This window comes from Paraburkholderia sp. SIMBA_053, from assembly GCF_046534895.1.
GTDB classification, from domain to species: domain Bacteria; phylum Pseudomonadota; class Gammaproteobacteria; order Burkholderiales; family Burkholderiaceae; genus Paraburkholderia; species Paraburkholderia caledonica.
The window spans coordinates 181,862-199,898 of the sequence record NZ_JAWRXU010000006.1 but is presented as its reverse complement, the minus strand read 5'-3'; the positions used below and the strand labels follow the sequence as shown (position 1 = coordinate 199,898).

General features: G+C 63.3%; 12 protein-coding genes. 1 reads left to right on the top strand and 11 read right to left on the bottom strand.

What is annotated here, in order from left to right; translation table 11 throughout:
* Positions 1-24: 24 nt before the first annotated feature.
* Positions 25-729: a copper homeostasis protein CutC gene (locus tag SB753_RS20370; RefSeq protein ID WP_410801529.1), complete on the top strand. Its 705-nt coding sequence runs from the start codon at positions 25-27 to the stop codon at positions 727-729.
* Between the two features lie 96 nt (positions 730-825).
* On the opposite strand, the gene SB753_RS20365 is transcribed toward SB753_RS20370, so the two are convergent.
* From SB753_RS20365 to SB753_RS20315, 11 genes are all read right to left on the bottom strand, one after another.
* Positions 826-4,413, bottom strand: coding sequence for an indolepyruvate ferredoxin oxidoreductase family protein (locus SB753_RS20365; RefSeq protein WP_410801527.1), 3,588 nt, complete (start codon positions 4,411-4,413; stop codon positions 826-828).
* 393 nt (positions 4,414-4,806) lie between these two features.
* A complete protein-coding gene (locus SB753_RS20360; protein ID WP_410801525.1) occupies positions 4,807-7,212 on the bottom strand; it encodes a filamentous hemagglutinin N-terminal domain-containing protein in 2,406 nt (801 codons plus the stop codon).
* 52 nt (positions 7,213-7,264) lie between these two features.
* Complete coding sequence (locus tag SB753_RS20355) at positions 7,265-8,980, bottom strand: ShlB/FhaC/HecB family hemolysin secretion/activation protein (protein WP_410801523.1); 1,716 nt, start codon at positions 8,978-8,980, stop codon at positions 7,265-7,267.
* Positions 8,981-9,102: 122 nt separating this feature from the next.
* Positions 9,103-10,062, bottom strand: a complete 960-nt coding sequence (locus tag SB753_RS20350) for an ion channel (protein ID WP_087751693.1) — start codon at positions 10,060-10,062, stop codon at positions 9,103-9,105.
* Positions 10,063-10,300: 238 nt separating this feature from the next.
* The gene (locus SB753_RS20345; protein WP_020067159.1) at positions 10,301-10,546 is read right to left on the bottom strand and encodes a hypothetical protein; all 246 of its coding nucleotides are present in this window, start codon (positions 10,544-10,546) and stop codon (positions 10,301-10,303) included.
* A 59-nt stretch (positions 10,547-10,605) separates the two neighbouring features.
* A complete protein-coding gene (locus SB753_RS20340) occupies positions 10,606-10,836 on the bottom strand; it encodes a hypothetical protein (RefSeq protein WP_020067158.1) in 231 nt (76 codons plus the stop codon).
* Positions 10,837-10,967: 131 nt separating this feature from the next.
* Positions 10,968-11,879: a carbohydrate kinase family protein gene (locus tag SB753_RS20335; protein ID WP_027776713.1), complete on the bottom strand. Its 912-nt coding sequence runs from the start codon at positions 11,877-11,879 to the stop codon at positions 10,968-10,970.
* A complete protein-coding gene (locus tag SB753_RS20330; RefSeq protein WP_087751691.1) occupies positions 11,876-13,159 on the bottom strand; it encodes an AGE family epimerase/isomerase in 1,284 nt (427 codons plus the stop codon). The genes SB753_RS20335 and SB753_RS20330 overlap by 4 nt, the downstream gene beginning before the upstream one ends.
* On the bottom strand, positions 13,156-14,142 hold the full coding sequence (locus tag SB753_RS20325) for a LacI family DNA-binding transcriptional regulator (protein WP_020067155.1): 987 nt from the start codon (positions 14,140-14,142) through the stop codon (positions 13,156-13,158). The genes SB753_RS20330 and SB753_RS20325 overlap by 4 nt, the downstream gene beginning before the upstream one ends.
* Before the next feature lie 259 nt (positions 14,143-14,401).
* On the bottom strand, positions 14,402-16,258 hold the full coding sequence (locus tag SB753_RS20320; protein ID WP_410801520.1) for an EAL domain-containing protein: 1,857 nt from the start codon (positions 16,256-16,258) through the stop codon (positions 14,402-14,404).
* Between the two features lie 312 nt (positions 16,259-16,570).
* A complete protein-coding gene (locus SB753_RS20315; protein ID WP_410801518.1) occupies positions 16,571-17,596 on the bottom strand; it encodes a bile acid:sodium symporter family protein in 1,026 nt (341 codons plus the stop codon).
* Positions 17,597-18,037 lie beyond the last annotated feature (441 nt).

Here is an 18,037-nt window from a genome sequence, read left to right as displayed (position 1 = left end):
TTTCAACGACACCCGGCTGCGCTCATGTCCGTTCTACTCGAAGTCATTGCCACTACTGTTGCCGACGCACGTCTCGCCGCGCAAGCGGGCGCCGACCGGCTCGAACTCGTGACCGCGATGGGCGAGGGCGGCCTGACGCCTAGCATCGGCTTGATGGAAGCGGTGGTCGATGCGGTCAGCATTCCTGTCAACGTGATCGTGCGCCCTCACAGCCGTTCTTTCGTCTACGACGCCGACGACTTCGCGGTGATGCTGCGCGACGTGCAAGCGGTGAAGGCGGCGGGCGCGAACGGTGTGGTGATCGGCATGTTGAACGCGAACGGCGAGATCGACCGCGAACAACTTGCGCGTGCGATCGACGCCGCCGGTGATCTGGCGATCACTTTCCATCGTGCGTTCGACGAAGCTCGCGATCAGCAAAAAGCGCTAGACGTGCTGCTCGGTTTCGATGCGGTGACGAATGTGCTGACCTCGGGCGGCAAGCCCTCGGTGCTCGATGCCGAAGCGACCATTCGCGAACTGGCGCGCCAGGCGGCGGGATCGCGCTGCACGGTGCTGGCAGGCGCGGGTTTGACTGTCGATGCGGTTGCGGGCTTCGTGAGCAGGACGCGAGTCGAAGCGGTGCACTTCGGGTCGGGCGTCCGCATCGGCGGTAACGGGCTCGCCCCGGTCGATAGCGAAAAGGTCGCTCAGGTGAGGGCATTGCTGGATGCCGAGGCGAAAAGCTAGCGCGCGGGCTGAATCGCCAGGCAAAAAAAAGCCGCTGCGTGCATGCGCACGAGCGGCTTTGTTGTAGGCGTCGGCAAGGCCGGTGCCTCGTAGCGCTTACTTCGCCACTACCACGGGAATGCCGCGCAACTGCCCGGCGCCTTTCACTTCCTCCAGCGATTTTTTAACCGACGCTCCCGTCGCCGCTTCGATCTGCAGACGCGCGACGAGATCCCGCTCGCCCCGTTTGACGCCCGCGAGATTCGCGAGCTTCACATGGCCATAACCGCGCACACGGGCATGCAGATCGGCGAGCTTCGCGACGTCGTCGAGATTATCGGCGTCGAGCTTGGCGAGCGCTCGTTGCAACGTGGTTTCGTAGTCGTCCGCGAGTTCGTGCTCCATTTTGCGCTCGAGCGTGCGGCCAAACGGGTCGAGCATCGTGCCGCGAAGGCCGCGCACCTTGGCGAGTACGCCGAGGACCGGCCACATCCATTGGCCGAAGGTTTTCTTCGTCGGATTCGCACCCGAATGCGCGCGCGTGAGTGCGGGCGGCGCGAGGTTGAACTTGATGCCGAAGTCCTTGCCGGCCACGCCTTCGAATTGCGCCTCGAGTGCTTCGCGGAACGCGCCATCGGTATGCAGGCGGGCAACTTCATATTCGTCTTTTACCGCCAGCAGACGATAGAACGTCGTAGCCACCGCACGCGTTACGCGTTCACTGTTTGCGCCGACCGCGCTTTCCGCGCGACGCGCAGCATCGACCAGCGCACGATAGCGCTTCACATAGCTTGCGCCGCCGTAAATCTGCAGACGGCCTTCGCGATGCGCAATCAGTTCGTCGAGCGTATCGACGCGCACCGTCTGCTTCGCGGCGTGCCGCGCCTGCCACAGCGATTCGAGCGCGGCCGGGTCTTCTGCAGCAAGCCGTCCGATGGAAAACGCCAGTTGATTCATCTGCACGGCCACGTTGTTCAGTTCGATTGCGCGCATCAACGCGCCGAACGACACCGGCACGAGACCAAGCTGCCACGCATAACCGAGCATCAGAATGTTAGCGCCGATGGTGTCGCCGAGAAAACGCGTGGCGAGCGCCTGTGCGTCGCAAGTCGACATGCGCTCGGCGCCGGCCGCATGGCGCATCTTGTCGACCAACGCGTCGGCATGCAGCGTGGCGTCCGGGTTCTGCACGAACGTCGCGTTCGGAATGGCATGCGTGTTGACGACGATGCGCGTGCGGCCATGACGCACCGTCTGCAATGCATCGGCGCTCGCGCCGACCACCATGTCGCAGGCGAGCAGCACGTCCGCTTGCTGCGTGTCGATGCGAACCTGGTTGAGCCACTCGTCGCGCGCGGCAAAGCGCACGAACGACAACACCGAGCCGCCCTTTTGCGCAAAGCCCATGAAGTCGAGCACCGACGCGCTCTTGCCTTCCAGATGCGCAGCCATGCTGATCAATGCGCCGACCGTCACGACGCCCGTGCCGCCGACGCCCGTCACCAGGATGTCGTACGGTGCGGCATCGAGTTGCGTGGCCGGCAGCCGCAACGCGTTGATGCGTTCAGCCAATGCTTGCGGATCGAACGCGGCGCCCGCGGCTTTTTTCAGTTTGCCGCCTTCGACGGTCACGAAGCTCGGGCAAAAACCGTTCACGCACGAGTAGTCTTTATTGCACGACGATTGATCGATGCGACGCTTGCGCCCCAATGCTGTTTCCACTGGTTCAACCGACAGGCAATTGGACTGCACGCCGCAATCGCCGCAGCCTTCGCAGACTTCTTCGTTGATGAAAAGGCGCTTGTCGGGGTCGGGGAATTCGCCCTTTTTGCGGCGGCGCCGTTTTTCCGCGGCGCACGTCTGGTCGTAGATCAGCACGGTCACGCCGTCGGTGTCGCGCAACTCGCGCTGCACGGTGTCCATTTCGCTACGGTGATGGAACGTCGTGCCCTTCGGGAAAAGATCGTGATGGCCGTCGTATTTCTCCGGCTCGTCGCTGACCACCACGAAGCGCGATACGCCTTCCGCTTCCACCTGACGCGCGATCTGCGGCACGGAGATGCTTCCGTCCACCGGCTGGCCGCCGGTCATCGCAACGGCGTCGTTGTAGAGAATCTTGTACGTAATGGTGGCTTTCGCCGCGACCGCCTGACGGATCGCGAGAATACCGGAGTGAAAGTACGTACCGTCGCCGAGATTCTGGAAGACGTGGCGCGTCTTCGTGAACATCGAATGCGACGCCCAGTCCACGCCTTCTCCGCCCATCTGGATGAGGCCGGTCGTGTCGCGCTCCATCCACGAAGCCATGAAGTGACAGCCAATGCCTGCATGCGCAATCGAGCCTTCGGGTACTTTCGTCGACGTGTTGTGCGGACAGCCCGAGCAGAAATACGGCGTGCGCTTCACGCTGTCCGCGGCGTTGGAGAGAATCTGCGGCGCGACCAGATCGACCACACGTTCGCGGCGATCAAGTGCCGGCTTGTGCTTCGCGAGCCAGTTGGCGAACACCGGCAAGATGCGCGAAGGCCGCAATTCGCCGAGCGACGAGAGCAGCATGCTGCCGTCTTGCGCCTGCTTGCCGATCACGGCCGGCCGCGCGCCTTGCGTGCGGTTGTACAGATAGTCCTTGATCTGCTGCTCGATGACCGGGCCTTTCTCCTCGATCACGAGCACTTCGGAAAGCCCTTCGACAAACGTGTCGATGCGCGTCATTTCCAGCGGGAACGACAGGCCGACTTTGTAGATGCGCACACCGGCCGCGTCGAGATCGGCGACGGTCAGGTCGAGGCGGCGCAACGTTTCCATCAGATCCAGATGCGCCTTGCCGCATGTGACGATGCCCACGTTCGCATGCGGGCTCGGCGCGATCCATTTGTCGATGCTGTTGGTTTTGGCAAAGTGACGCACGGCGTCGAGCTTCGCGTGCATGCGCGATTCGATGGTGAGGCTCGGCAAATCGGGCCAGCGGTTGTGCAGGCCGCCCGAGGGTGCTTCGAAATCCTCCGGCGCGCTCCAGTCGGTCCGCAGCGCATCCAGATCGACCGTCGAACCGGATTCGACTGTTTCGGAGATCGCCTTGTAGCCGACCCACGCGCCCGAAAACCGCGACAGCGCCCAGCCGTACAGCCCGAATTCGAGCATGTCCGCAATGTTCGACGGATTCACGACCGGCATGTGCCATGCCATCATCGCAAAGTCGCTCTGATGCGGCATCGACGAAGACACGCAGCCGTGATCGTCGCCGGCTACGACCAGTACGCCGCCGTGCGGCGACGAGCCGTACGCGTTGCCATGCTTCAGCGCGTCGCCCGCGCGATCCACGCCGGGGCCCTTGCCGTACCACATGGCGAACACGCCTTCGACGGTGCGCTCCGGGTCCGCTTCCACGCGCTGCGTGCCGAGCACGGCGGTGCCGCCGAGTTCTTCATTGATGGCGGGCAGAAAGCGAATATCGCTCGCGCTGAGCAGTTTCTTCGCTTTCCACAATTGCTGATCGACCATGCCGAGCGGCGAACCCCGATAGCCGCTGATGAAGCCCGCGGTGTTCATGCCGCGCGCGCGGTCGAGCGAGCGTTGCATGAGCGCGAGGCGCACCAGCGCCTGGGTGCCGGTCAGGAAAATCCGGCCGCGCGTCGCGGTGAGGTTGTCGGACAGCTTGTAGTCGGAAAGAGCGGGCGTGCCGTCGATGGGCAGGCGAGCGGTCATAGGTGAGTCTCCAATCCCATACGTGATGGATGCTGTTTGTATCTTCGGCGCGCGTCCTCGGGCAGACGTGGGGGCCGCAGCGAAAGAGACTCTATTTTTTAGCGCCAATCGGAGTGGATTTTTTCTACTTTGCTTGCGCGTCGGCGAATGAGCGCGAGGAGCGCCCGGTTTTAAGCCTCTTTTGAGATAGATATGCCACGCGAACGGAGGATTCGGGTATGCCCTGGTGCGTCGGGCGGTGTGCTGCACGCATCCAGGCAGACACGCTGATGCATGTTTTGACGGGGTGTCGAAACATGTCGGGCGGCGGCACGCATTGCTGCATGCCGCCGTCCGTGAGTTAATCGCTCGTGCCTTTGTTAGCGCATGGCGACGCCCAGTCAGATGCGCGGCTTAGACCGGATTGTTGACGAACGCGTAGAAGTAGCCGTCCGGGCCGTAGAAGCCGTTGTACTTGCGCAGGTCCGGCGAGTCGAGCGAGATGCGCACGTAGCCCGGAGGCGGAACGAAGCTCGACGGTTGCGGTTGCGGTTGCGGCTGCGGCTGCGGCGTCGGCTCGACCGGCGGCACGTAGCCACCGTTATTGCCGCCGCCCGCAACGCGAATGTCTGCCGAGACCGGTGCCGAAATCGTGCCGCCGACGTTCGACAGGGAGCCAGCCGTGCCGCTCAGCGTGGTGCTCGACGTGATCGCCCCATTGTCGTTGGTCAGTTTCCCATCGACGTTGATGACCGCCTCGCGCTGCGCCGAGATCGCGCCGCCGGTGTTGTCCAGCGAACCCGACTGAAAGCGCAAAGCGCCCGCCGACTTCATGCGGCCGTTGCCGTTCAGCACCTGTTGTGCGCTGACGTCGAGCATCTGTCCGGCGTTGAAACTGGCGCCCCGATTGTCCAGCGTGCCTGCGCCGACATGCAGCGTGTTCTGCGCGCTCACCGTGCCGTTCGCGTTCGAGAACGTGTCCATGGCATTAACGCGCGTGTCGCCGCCGGAATTCAGCGTGCCCGAGTTATCCACGCGAGTCGCGTTGATATTGAGCAACTGGCCGGCGCTGACAGTCGTGCCCTGGTTGGCGATGGTGCCGCCTTGCAGCGTCACCGTGCCGCCGCTTACGCTGCCGCCTGAGAGCGTTACCTGGTTGCCCGCGAGCATTCCTTCCATCGACGCCTCGACGATGCCCTTATTGGTCAGCGACTGGTCCGCGTTCATGCTCACGCCGCTGCCCGCAATCTTGCCGCTGTTTGACAACGTGCCACGCGTGGTCAGGCTGACGCGCTCGGCGCTGAGCGTGCCCTGATTGTCGAGCGTCTGCATGGCGTTGCCGTTGATGGATTGCGTTGCCGTAACCGAGCCGGCGTTCGTCGCGTTCACGCCGCCGAACTGCACCGTCTGGCCGGTCAGCTTGCCGTTCGCCTGGTTCGTGAACGTGTCTGACGCGTTGACGCTGACCGCGCCCGTGGAAGTCAGCGTGCCGGTGTTGTCAAAGCGGGTCGCGCTCACGTTGAGAGACTTCGCGGCGCTCACCGTGACGCCCTGATTCATGACCGTGCCGCCTTGCAGCGTCACCGTGTCGCCTTTCACACTGCCGCCCGAAAGCGTCAGGCGGTCGCCGGCGAGCGTTGCGTCTTGCGTGGCTTCTACGGTGCCGGTGTTGACGAGCGACTGATCGCCGCCCAGACGCACGCCTGCTCCCGAGATCTTGCCGGTGTTCGATAGCGTGCCGCGCGCGTTCACCGACATGCTGTCGGCCGTCAACGTGCCGCTGTTGGTCAGCGCCTGCATCGCCGAAGCATTGAGCGTGCGCGCAGCTGCGATCGAGCCGTTGTTCGTCAGATTCGCGCCGTTCACGTTGACGTCGGTTGCCGCCTTGATACTGGCGGGCGCGCCGATCGTCACGTCGCCATTGGCCCCCACGCTCACGCTGCCGGTCAGCGAGTTCAGCGCGCCGTTGTCGCGCACGCCGACACCCGCTTCGGTGCCGATCAGACGCACGGCGCCGTCGCCATACATGCTGCCGAGCGATTGCACGTCGATTGCCACTTGCGGCGCGGCGCCCGTGCCCGCTTGCGCGGCTGCCGATTTGGACGCGTAGTCGACGCGATTCGCGCCTGCAATTGCGTCGATCGTCTTGCCTTGCACCTTGCCGTTGATGGTCATCGCGCGTGCAATCAAATCGACCGCGCTTGCCGACCCGCTCAGGCCATTGCCGTCGACGGCAATGGTGCCCTGCTTGACGTCGAGCGTGCCCAGCGAGCCGTCGTCTTTCAGCGTCGGCGTGCCGGTCGCAAGCGTGACCCGCGGCGCGTTGAGAAAGCCGCAGCCCGAGCAGGTGATGCCGGCCGGGTTCGCGATCACGAGGTTGGCGCCCTTGCCGGCGACTTCGGTCGTGCCGAGCAGTTGCGTCGGCGAGCCGGATGTGACCTGCATCAGGACGACGCTCGCGCCTTTCTGACCGAGCGCGGCGTTGGCCTGCACCGCGCCGCCGATCTGCGTCTGCGCGGCTTGCGTCGCGTTATTGATGATCACGCCGCCGGTTCCGACGTTGTACTGCGTGAAGCGGTTGTTCGACACGCCGGCCGCATTGGGCGCGACGATGTTGACGACCTGCGTGCCGTTGCCGGACGTGCCGAAAGTCGGGCGCGACGCGGCGCTCGAGTCGACGGTTATGGCGAGATTGGCTTGCGCGCTCGCGACGAGCGGTTGCATGCCGAATGTGCACAACGCCGCGAACGCGCTGGCGCGTGCGGCAAACCACAAGTTCCGGTTGTTGCCGTCCATCAGACGAGGGTGAATTTTCTGCATTGTTGTTTCCTCTACATTAACAAAAGTACAACTAACAAATAGGAAGCCTTGTTCAGATCAGCGCGCTGATTTGTACGAGTACGGTGGGCGAGCCGCTCGGAAAAGCCTTCGGCTTGTAGAGCGGCCAGCCGACGGAGACGTCGTAGTTGACGCCCGCCGACAGGCGATTCTTCGGCGCAAGGCTGCCTCTCGCGCCCACCGCCATTCCTACCAGGGTGTCACCCGCCAGGTACCGCGTCGTCGGCCCTTGTACGCGTCCGGCGTCGAGCCCAGCGTATAAGGCTTGCACGCCGTAGGACGTCGGCGCGTACCAGTCGAGTTCGTTTGATACGGTCCAGCCGTTTTCGGCCGCGAGCGTTGCCTGCTGGTCGAAGCCCCGTACGGCATAGCGAGTACCGATCGTAAAGTAGTCAGGGGCGGTAACCCGGGTGCGCGCGTTCTGCCTGGTCCAGCCAAACTGGTACGAGAACGGTTGATTGCCGACCCGAAACGGCGCAAGCACGTTGAGCGACGCGGTGACGATCTGCTCGCGGCCGTTGAACGCGCTGTCGCCGAGTACGTAGCCCGGCTGACGCGAGATGCCCGGCAGCGTGTCGCGCCAGCCGACCGACGCGTCTATCTGCGCGCGTCCGATGTAATGACGATGCGACGCGCCGACTTCGTAGCCGTATACGTCGCGGTCCTGCACGTCGATCCACGTGTTGTTCACATAGTGATGATTGAACGCGCGGTAAAAGCGTGCCCGCAGTTCCGTGCGGGACTTCGCGCCGCGCTGCACGACGCCTGACAGTTTGATGCCCGCGCCTTTCTGCTCGCCCGTGAATTGCGCGGCGCCGGAGGCGAACGCCTGTGTTTGCAGATAACTCGCGCGATAAGCGTCAATCGTGAGCATCGCGTAGCCGAAAGGCACGCTGTACGACGCGGCGGCCTGGTTTTCTCCCTTGCCGGGTGCGCCACGGTTGGCGTTGGTGAGACCCGATACCTGCAACTGGTCGTATTGATATAAGGGCGAGTCGACAGTCAGCGCGCCGAACAGCTCGTTCTTGCCGGTGGCAGTCTGGCCCGCATTGTCGTAGCCAGCCGCGATGCGCCAGCGTCGCCCGGTGCCGGCGTGCAGTACGAGGTCCGATTCGCCGGCGCCAATGCCCGGCGCGATGTCGAATCGCGCATCCGCCTGCGATGGCAGACGCCGGATGTTTTCCAGCGCCTGGTCGATCGCGCGCTGGTTCAGGAGCGTACCCTCGCCGGACGGCAACGCACGCGCGATGTCGCCGATCGCTTCGCCCTCGCTGCGTATCGCGCCGACGCGGCCCGGCACGACGTCGAGCTGGAGCGTGCCGGAAGCGAGCGATTGCTCGGGCACGGCGACACGCGTGGTCACATAGCCATAGCCGATCAGTTTATTGGCGACGCTGTCCTGCACGATCTTCAGACCGTCCGCGCCGACACACTGACCCTTGACCGGCTCGACGAGACGGTCGAGCGAATCGAGCGGATTGTTCGTAATCCGGATTTTTTCGATTTCGAAGCAAGGCGACTGCACCGGCAGATGCGCGAGATCGACGCTCGTCGCGCGCGGCGCGTCCTCGTTCAGCGCGTTGCCGAGCGAGCCATTCGTCGCATTGGCTTCAAGCCGTTGCTGTTGTGCGCGCTGCGTGTCGTTGCCCGGCAGGACGTTGATCAGCGATGCGTTGCTTTGGGCGAACGACGGCAGCCCGTAGAGGGCGAGTGAAGCGGCGGCGAAAGTGGCTTTACGGCGATGCTGCATGGCGGCGTTCTTGGGCAACGAAGCCGCGCAGCATAGACAGTATGAATCTGAAAATCTAGCGAAAGGATTCCGAAATGCTTATCTCTTTTTCGGTTTTTATATTTTTAACAGATACGCTGTTTTTATGAACGAACACCCGTCGCAACAGGCGCTTCATCCAGCGGCACGATCTCGTCAAAATGCGAATAGTCGATATGGCTCACGCCGTCCCGTTCGCTCATGATGTCGACAAAACGGTGCTGCCAGTAGATCTGATCGCATGTCCACATGTGGCGTGCCTGCATGGTCTGCGACGTCGATTCGTCGACGCCTTCCAGCGTGAGCAGCAGCGACGTGTCGCTTGCTTTTAGCGTCTCGGCGGTCTCGCCGAAAAGCGGACTTGTTTCGTCGATCACATGCATGATGCTCCAGCCGAGCTTGAAGACCGGATGCTGATCGCGCACGAGTGTGAGGTCGTAAAGCTTGCGCAACGTATAACCTTCTGGAGTCGTTTCGCGACGCATAATGCGCAGCCTTGCATGTGCTTCGGCGATCACGTTCTGGCGCCCGTTGGCCGAGCGGACCATCAAGGTCATGTGACCGTCGAGCGGCCGGATGATCGCGTAGCGGGCGAACATGATCTTCGCGTGCGGACGCGAGAAGCGCGCGAAAATCAGACCCGTTGCCAACGCAATGCTCGACATACCCACGAAAATTTCGAGCGTCGCGATCCAGTGCGCGTACACCGTTTGCGGATGCATGTCGCCATAACCGACCGTGGCCAGCGTTTCGACGCTGAAGAAAAACGCGCCGCCGAAGCCCGGCGGATACTGGTTGGCAATAGACGCGTTGCCGAGCATATAGAGCGCGGCGAATGTGGTGTTCAGCAACAGGAAGATCACCGCGAGGCTGACGAAAAACATCGGCCAGCGCACCACCAGCGCGCGGTGATAAAGGTCCTGCCAGAATCGCGTCGGCATGCCGTGCGCGATCACCACGCGGTCGTCCAGGCGAAGTTCGCGGCTGCCGCGCGAAGGGCTATTTTCTGCGCTGACTTTCTCGCGTCCGATGCGGGCAAAACGGTCCGACGGTTCAGTAGCCATCGCGTACTCGTGGAGATGAAAACGGCGCAAGCGTAGCACGCGGCCTCGCTCGCGGAGCGCGATCTTCAGCGCGTCGAACTGGAGCGAAAGATGGCGTGCGTTTTCTACGCCGTGGCGGTGCGGCGGGGCGCTTCCGCAGCATTTGGAATCGCGTGAATGCCGCGTTCAAATGCTGTGTGCGATGCCTGCTAGCGGTGACGCAAGCGCTAACGCCGGCACGGACGACCTGGGCTCTGCTTTAAGGAAATGCTCGCGGCTTCGGAATGCCTGCGCCGTGCTCGATGTCGTCGACGGCTTGCTGGTGTGCCGCAGCGATGGCTTGTGCTTCGTCGGCGTAACCGTTGTCGCCGCCGATGGTCGTCCACGGTTTGACCGCTTTCTCCCGATGCCTGATTTCGTATTCCGAGTCCCAGCGCGCGCCGCTGAGTTCGATTGGGCGGACGTGAATCGAGTACACGCCGTAGAGGAAGAGCTGCTCAACCATGATCGCCTCCGACCATTGCGTTCAGGTGGCGCGCCGCAAGATGCGCCGCGCCGGTCTGCCTAGAGTTCGATTTCCCCGAGTATGCGATGAGCGAGCGCCTTCGCTTCTTCCAGCGCCTCGCCCGGTGTGGACGAGGTAGCTTCGACTTCATAGACCGTGGTTTCCTGGTCCTGGCTCGCCTCGCCTTCGTCGCGCGCGAGTGTGACTACGCCCTGCCAGGTGTCCGCGCCGACCTCTCTCACCGTTGCAGTGGCCGTGTAGATGCCTTTGGTGTAGGTGATGTCCTCCATGGCGTCGCTCCTTGTTCCAAAGGTTCTGGTGATTTCATCCTAGCACGGCAATGGCGCTTCGGCTGAAGCCCCGTGGCGCGGCGCCTCGCGACGACGCGCGCCTGTCCAACCGGAAAGATAACGCCCGCGCGTTACAGCAGCGCGACGACTTCATCGAGCGACGGCGCATGCGCGCCCGCGTGCCGGCAGGCTGCCGCGCCGGCCGCCAATGCGAACGCCAGATGCTCCGGCCACGCGCGCTGCGAAGCGGTCATCAGACTGAACAGCAAGCCGCCGATGGACGCATCGCCGGCGCCGACCGTATCCACGACCTCGACGCGCGGCGGTCGCGCCTCGAAAGTCGCCGCGCCGTCGATCAGCAGAGCCGTTTCCGGTCCACGGGTGACGAGTACGGTGGCGGCCGGATTCATCGCGCGCAACTGGGCAAGCGCATGCGCTTCGTCGTCGGTCTTGAAGAGCAGGCGCAGGTCCTCGTCCGATACCTTGATGAGGTCGGCGAGCGCCGCCATTTTGCGTAGCGTGGGCTCGTACCCGTGCTCCATCAGATTCCGGTAGTTCGGGTCGAAACTGATCTTCACGCCGCGCGAGCGCAGTTCGGCGGCCAACGCGGCGAGCGTGTCGCCGAGCGGTTGCCGCACGAGGCTGATGCAGCCGAAGTGCGCCCACTTCACCTGCTGCATCCAGCCTGCCGGCAGATGCGCGGGATCGAAGGCGAGATCGGCGCCGTTTTCGCCCATGAAAAAGTAAGCAGGCGGATGCGTGCGATGAACGATCGCGAGCAAAGGCGGGCGCTCCACGCGCTGCATGAAGCGCATGTCGAGCCCCGCCGCGACGCTCGCGTCCCACAGTTCGTCGGAGAAATTGTCGACGCCGAGCGAGCCCGCGCAGGCGGTCGGCAAGCCGAGCCGAGCCACGCAACGCGCCACGTTCCAGCCCGCGCCGCCCGGACGCGAAAGCCATTGCGAGGCGCCCGTGCGCACGAGATCGGTGAGGATATCGCCCGCCGAAACGAAGACGGGCAGTTCGTTGGACACGTGGCTCATTTTGCGTGCTCCGTGGAGACGGCCGCGGCGGTTGAGCCGTCGGCCAGCGCATGCGTCAGCACCTCGTAGCATGCGCCCATGGTGTGATAGTCGGTCTTGCCGGCCGGACTCTTTTCGTCGCTGTACTTGCGGTTGTCGCAGGTGAGGATGCGATACCACGCGCCGTATTTGTGATCGACGAAGTGCGCCCAGCTATAGCGCCAGATCTCGTCGTACCAGTCCCAGAAGCGCTCGTTGCCGGTGCGCTTGCCGAGCAGCGCGGCGGTCGCGAAAGTTTCCGCCTGGACCCAGAAGTATTTGTCGTGGTCGCACACAGTGCCGTCGGGGCCGAAGCCGTAATACAGGCCGCCATGGTCTTCGTCCCATGCGTGCGTCATCGCCGCGTCGAACAGTTCGATTGCGCGCGGCAAAAGCCAGGGCAGCGGCCGATAGCGCTCCAGAATCAGCAGCAGCTTCGCCCATTCCGTTTGATGACCGGGCTGGAAACCCCACGGACGGAAAATGTTCGAGCTGTCTTCCTCGTTGTAGTGCCAGTCGACCGACCAGTCCGCGTGAAAGTGCTCCCACACGAGCCCTTGCGACAGCTTTGCCTGACGCAGCGTGATGTTCGACGCCACGCGCTCGGCGCGGTCCAGATACACGAGATGGCCGGTCGCTTCGTGCGCGGCGAGCAAGGCCTCGGTGGTGTGCATGTTCGCGTTTTGCCCGCGATACGAACTCACACGCCATTCGGGCGATGCCTCGTCGGCGTAGAGACCGGCGGCGGCGTCCCAGAAGCGATGCTCCATCAACTCGAATGTCGCGCCGATCATCGGCTTGGCTTCCTCGATGCCGGCCATCGCCGCATGCGAGTACGCGAGCAGCACGAACGCGAGGCCGTAGCAGTGGCGCGTGGCGTCGAGCGTGCGCTTCCTGCCGTCGCTCCATTCGATTTCCCAGTCGTAACCTTCGTGCTGCCCGTCCCAATGCGCGTCGCGCAGAAATTGCAGGCCGTGGCGCGCGTATTCCAGATGTTTCGGGTCGCCGAACTGCCGATACGCCATCGCGTAGTTGAAGACGTAGCGGCAGCTGCTCACCAGATGCCGCGTGGTTTTGTCGTAGACGGAACCGTCGTCGCGGAAGAAATGGAAAAAGCCGCCGCTCGAATCGAACACATTAGGCGCGTAAAAGCGCAGCGTGTCCTCGACATGGGAGAGCAGAAACTCGCGGCTGCGAAAGCTGGCGACGGCGGGCACGGCAGGCGCGCCGTTGGCGGAAGGAGGCGTAGCGGATAGCGTCATGGCGTTTTCACCAAAGTACTGGCACGGGCAATGAGATGAACGGGCACGCGGACTTCTGTTTCGGCCGGCGCGTCTTCGAGCAGCAACTCCACGCCGCGGCGGCCGAGCGCTTCCTTGTCGACCGCAATGGTGGACAGCGGCGGCGTGGCGTGAGCGGCGGCGGGAATGTCGTCGAAGCCGATAATGGCGATGTCCTCCGGCACGCGCACACCGCGCGCGAAACAGGCGCGCAGCGCCGCGAGCGCGGCGGCGTCGTTGTAGGCGAACACGGCGTCGGGGCGTGGGCCGGGCGCATCGAGGAGTTGCTGCATCGCCCGGGCCGCGCCGCTGTCGGGATCGAGTCCGGCGTCGATCGTGACTTCGAGCGACGGGTCGAATAGAAGTCCCGCTTCGAAAAATGCACGCCGATAACCGAGTGCGCGCTGCGCGATGCTGAAGTGCGCGAGCGATCCGCCGATGAACGCCACCCGCTTGCGCCCCTGTTCGAACAGATGCCGCATCGCAAGCGCGGCGCCGGCCGCGTTGTCGAGATTCACCGAACGCAAACCGGGCGCCCAGAGATCGATCAGCACGAGCGGACGCTGCATCGCGACGAGCGTGGCAAGCGTCTCCGGTTCGACGAAGCCGGCAATCGCTACGGCGTCGGGCGCATGCAGGCGCATCTGCTGGATGACGTCTTCGGTGGGCCCGGCGGTCAGCACCGACGGCACGATTCCGCGCTCCCGGCAGGCGTCTTCCACGCCATGCAAGACATGCGAAAAGAATGGGCTGACGGCGAAGTTGTTGTGCTGGCGGTGCAGCAGAAACGTTAGACGGCGGATGCGCGGACGCAATTGGCCCGCGTCATAGCCGAGTTCGCGCGCGGCCTCGACCACGCGCACGCGTGTGGCCTCGGACAGGCCCGGCTGGTTTTTCAGTGCGCGTGAGACGGTGCCGATCGACACGCTGGCCGCACGCGCGACGTCGCGGATGGTTATCGCCATCGAAGCAGGCGGCCGTGACAGGGCGGCCGCACATGTTTGGGTCCGGGCGATTGTATAGTAAAACGGCCGTCAAACAGCTTTGTGGGGTCGCCAATAGCACCCGTAAATACCCGTAGTTGTTGGTATTTTTTGTATTTTGTTGTTTAGTAAAAATGCTAAACACGTGTGCTTTCCGCGCGTTCCGGTCTGTCCCAAGCGTGCGCAATGGCGTTAGCCGAGCTTCGGAATGCGGTGTTTCAAAACGGCCGGCGCAACGTCGTCAGTCGGCGGACGTCGCCGCGGCTTCTGACTGCCCGCGCAACAAGGCCACGCTTTCTTCCGCGTCGATCAGCACGAATCCGCTTGATTCGAGCTTCGCCCGCCGCTTGGCCAGCGCCGCGACCGTGGCAATTTCCTCGCTGTTATAGAGCGACGCGCCGCTGGCCGGCTCCGGCTCCACGCGCACGCAACCAATTGCCATCGTAACGAAGCCGAAGAAGGTCGGGTTGCCACGCCGGTCTTCGCCGTGAATGCCGCCGGCCAGACGGTCGGTGGGCGCGTAGAAGCGCTGCGCGCCCTCGTTGAATACGTGAATCGCGCGCAGCACGCGCTCGCGCCAGTCGTCGCTCTGGAACAGGATAAGGAAGTCGTCGCCGCCCACGTGACCGAGAAAGTCGCGCGTCGGATCGCAGACGTCGGCGAGTACCGCAGCGGCGAACTTCAGTACCTCGTCGCCTTGCCAGTAGCCGTACTGATCGTTGAATGGCTTGAAGTGGTTCAGGTCCACATAGCAGGCGTAGAAGCCGGCGTGATTGCCGACGAGCCGCGCAATGTGCGAACTGATCGGGATGTTGCCCGGCAGGAACGTCAGCGGGTTGGCGTAACGCGCCGCTTCGATGCGCACCTCGGTCACCGCGCGCACGAGGTTCTCGCCAGTGCCGAGTCCCGCGTACTTGCCGTTTTCGGTGATGACGAAGCCATCGGCGAGATAGCGCTGATCGTCGCTTGCGAGGAGCTTGGCCATCTGCTCGACGGTCATCGATTTCTCTATCACTACCGGCGAGGCGTTCGCGAAGAGCAGACATGGCCGCTTGCCGAACAACTCGCGGTGATACGGCAACGCGTAACGGTCCATGAAGCTGCGGCGGTTGATCAGCGCAACCGGTTCGTCATGCTCGACCACGGCGACCGCGTGCAGATCGGGCAGACGGTTGAAGAGTTCCAGCACGTCGTTATTGGTTGCCTGGCGCGGCAACGCGGGCGCGTGCACGAGCATCTTTTCCGAAGCCATGCCGCCCGATGGCGACGCGCCGCCGAGCGTGCGGGTCGCCTCGGGAAATACGGCGATGTGGCCTGCGCGCAAGGCGTCGCGGGCGTCGTCGGTGACTTTGCTTGCCGGCTGCGCATGCGGACGGCCAAAGAAAAAGCCTTGCCCGCAGCCGATTCCCATGTCGCGCACGACGATCAGATCTGCCTCGTTCTCGATGCCTTCGGCCACGAGGCGCGCGCCGCTTGCGCTCGCGAAGTGCTGCATCGCGCGAACGGCCTCGAACTTCAAGGGATCGCAGGCGATATCGTGAATGAAGAAGCGGTCGATTTTCACGACGTCCGGTTGGAGTCGCACCCACAGATTCATGCTCGCGTTCGCGGTGCCGTAATCGTCGAGTGCGAACTGCGCGCCTGCCGTGCGCAACGAAGCGATCACCGGCAGGAAACTCCCGACGTCGGGAATCATGCTCTGCTCCGTCAACTCGATCACGATTCGCTGCGGATCGACGCCGCGATGGCGCAGCAGCGCAAGTGTGTCGTCGGGTACGGCGGCCAGACGCCGGAGCGCGCCTGCGCTGAAGTTCAGGAACAGCTTGCCGTCGTAGCCGAGTCTCGCGAATGCGTCGATACAGGCGCGCGCGGCAGCCTGTTCGAGTTCGATCGTGCAGCCTTCCACGAGCGCTTGCGAGAAGAGCGCGAATGGCGTCTCGAGCGATGTGCCGGCCGGCCCGCGAATCAGGCCTTCGTAGCCGAGAATCGCGCCGTCCTCGAAGTCGATGATCGGCTGGAATACGGCGGACAGATCACGCCGGGCAATCAGGTCCTCGATGCGCGGCACAGCGATTCCGGAGGGCGAGCGAAGTTGCATGGCAGGTTGACGTAGCGATGGACCTTCGGCTTATCGACCTGCGCTGCGGAGAATTAAGTGAACTTTTAGTGAAGCGTTGCACTGGTGTGGTGCGTTTGCGCTTTGGTGAGTCGTCGCGCGCGGTTGTGCGCGGGCTGATGCGTTGTAAGGAGTTGGCCAGGAGGCGCGCCCAGGAATCCGCCTATGCCATCCGGCCGAGGCGACAACCGTCGCCGATGAGCGTGAAATAACAAAAAGCCGCGCGAGGCGGCTTTTGGAAAACGACGCTCAGGGAGGGCGCTTATGAATGTCCTATTTGCATTGCGCGCGTATTCAACGACGGGCGACGGCGGCAGCAGCTCGCTCGCGCGAGGCGGCGCGGGTTTCTCCAGTGGTGTCGCGGGCGCCCCACCGTTGCGCGAGCGCGGCGCAGACCATCAACTGGATCTGGTGGAACAGCATGAGCGGGAGAACGACCGCGCCGACCGCCTGCGAGGCAAAGATGACTTTGGCCATGGGCACGCCGGCGGCGAGACTTTTCTTCGAGCCGCAAAAGATGATGGTGATCTGGTCCGCGCGACTGAAGCCAAGCCGCTTGCTCACGAAAATCGTCATGCCCAGCGCGAGCGCGAGCAGCACCACGCTGATGAGCAGCACACCGCCCAAAGCGGAGAGCGGGATCTGATGCCACAGGCCTTCCGTCACGGACTCGCTGAACGCGCCATACACGACCAGCAGAATGGAACCTTGATCGACGAACTTCAGCACGCCGCGATGCCGCTCGATCCACTTGCCGATCAGCGGGCGCAGCAGTTGTCCCGCCACGAACGGGACCAGCAACTGCAACACGATATTGCCCACGGTGTGCCAAGGAGAGCTACCGCCCGCCGCCTGGTTCGTGACGAGGACACTGACGAGTGCGGGGGTGATGAAGATGCCGAGCAGGCTCGAGGCCGACGCGCTACAAACCGCGGCCGGAACGTTGCCTTTGGCGATGGACGTGAAGGCGATAGAGGACTGAACCGTCGACGGCAGCGTGCAGAGGAAGAGGATCCCGGCGTAGAGCGCAGGCGTGACAAGTGGCGACAGGAGCGGTTTAAGCGCGAGGCCGAGCAGCGGAAACAGCGCGAACGTGCTGAGCAGTACGACCAGATGCAGACGCCAATGCGTCGCGCCCGCAACAATCGCTTCCCGAGAAAGCTTCGCGCCGTGTAGGAAGAACAGCAGGCCGACCGCAATGTTCGTCACCCAGTCGAACCCTGCGGCGGCCTGACCGTGAACCGGCAGCAGGCTGGCCAGTATCACCGTGCCGACCAGGCACAGGGTGAAGTTATCGGGAAGCAGTTTCGGGCGGGCCATGTCGGATTCTCGAAATCGGTGATGCGGGGTTGCACGCAAGGCGCGTGCGCGAAAGCGCTGCGGCGGCGGTGCTATGGAAAACCCTATTGTCCGTCTAAACCGATTGAAACGGCAAATTCATTTGCCGAATTGATTGATGAGCGCGGTGCATTTTCGCCAGAGCGACGATTGCGGTTGTGAACCACCGGTCGTTGAGTGCGCACACCTCGGAGTTGCGTGCTCCAGTGAGTCTGCGCCGCCCACTTATTTATTGCGATTCGGAGACATCTTGCATCGTTGCATTTTCGCTTTTCGCGAAGGCGTTCCCATCAATCTACTGCTGCTTTTAAGGCGGTTTTAGCAAGGGTTGTGTCGTAGAAAAACGTCGCAGTAACAACGTGTTACAAGAGCAGGCGAGGCCTAACACTTTTTGGCTCGACACCCTCTGCCGGTGACCATAAA